The following is a 276-nucleotide window of genomic DNA, read 5'->3' on the forward strand; positions in this document are numbered from 1 at the left end:
TGGCGAGCATCGCCAGGAGGGATGCACCGTTTGGCCCCGCGAAGGCGAATAGCTCCAAAAGCCTTGCATCGCTCACGAAGGGAAGATGCCATGCCCCGAAAAAAAGCGTCGTCACGATCCCCGAGATAGTCACGATCTCGAGAAACTCACCCATCCAGAACATGACGAACTTGAGCCCGCTGTACTCCGTAAAATACCCCGCCACCAGCTCCGACTCGGCTTCGGGCATATCGAAGGGGGCCCGCTTGTTCTCGGCGATGGCGCAGGTGAGAAACA

At 58.3% G+C, this 276-nt stretch carries 1 protein-coding gene; it reads right to left on the bottom strand.

Features of this window, described 5'->3' with window-relative positions:
- Window positions 1-276 (bottom strand): NADH-quinone oxidoreductase subunit H (locus MWC30_RS22220; RefSeq protein WP_244086361.1); only part of this gene is annotated, 276 nt, incomplete at both ends.

This window comes from Desulforhabdus sp. TSK, from assembly GCF_022836495.1.
In the GTDB taxonomy this organism is placed as follows: domain Bacteria; phylum Desulfobacterota; class Syntrophobacteria; order Syntrophobacterales; family Syntrophobacteraceae; genus Desulforhabdus.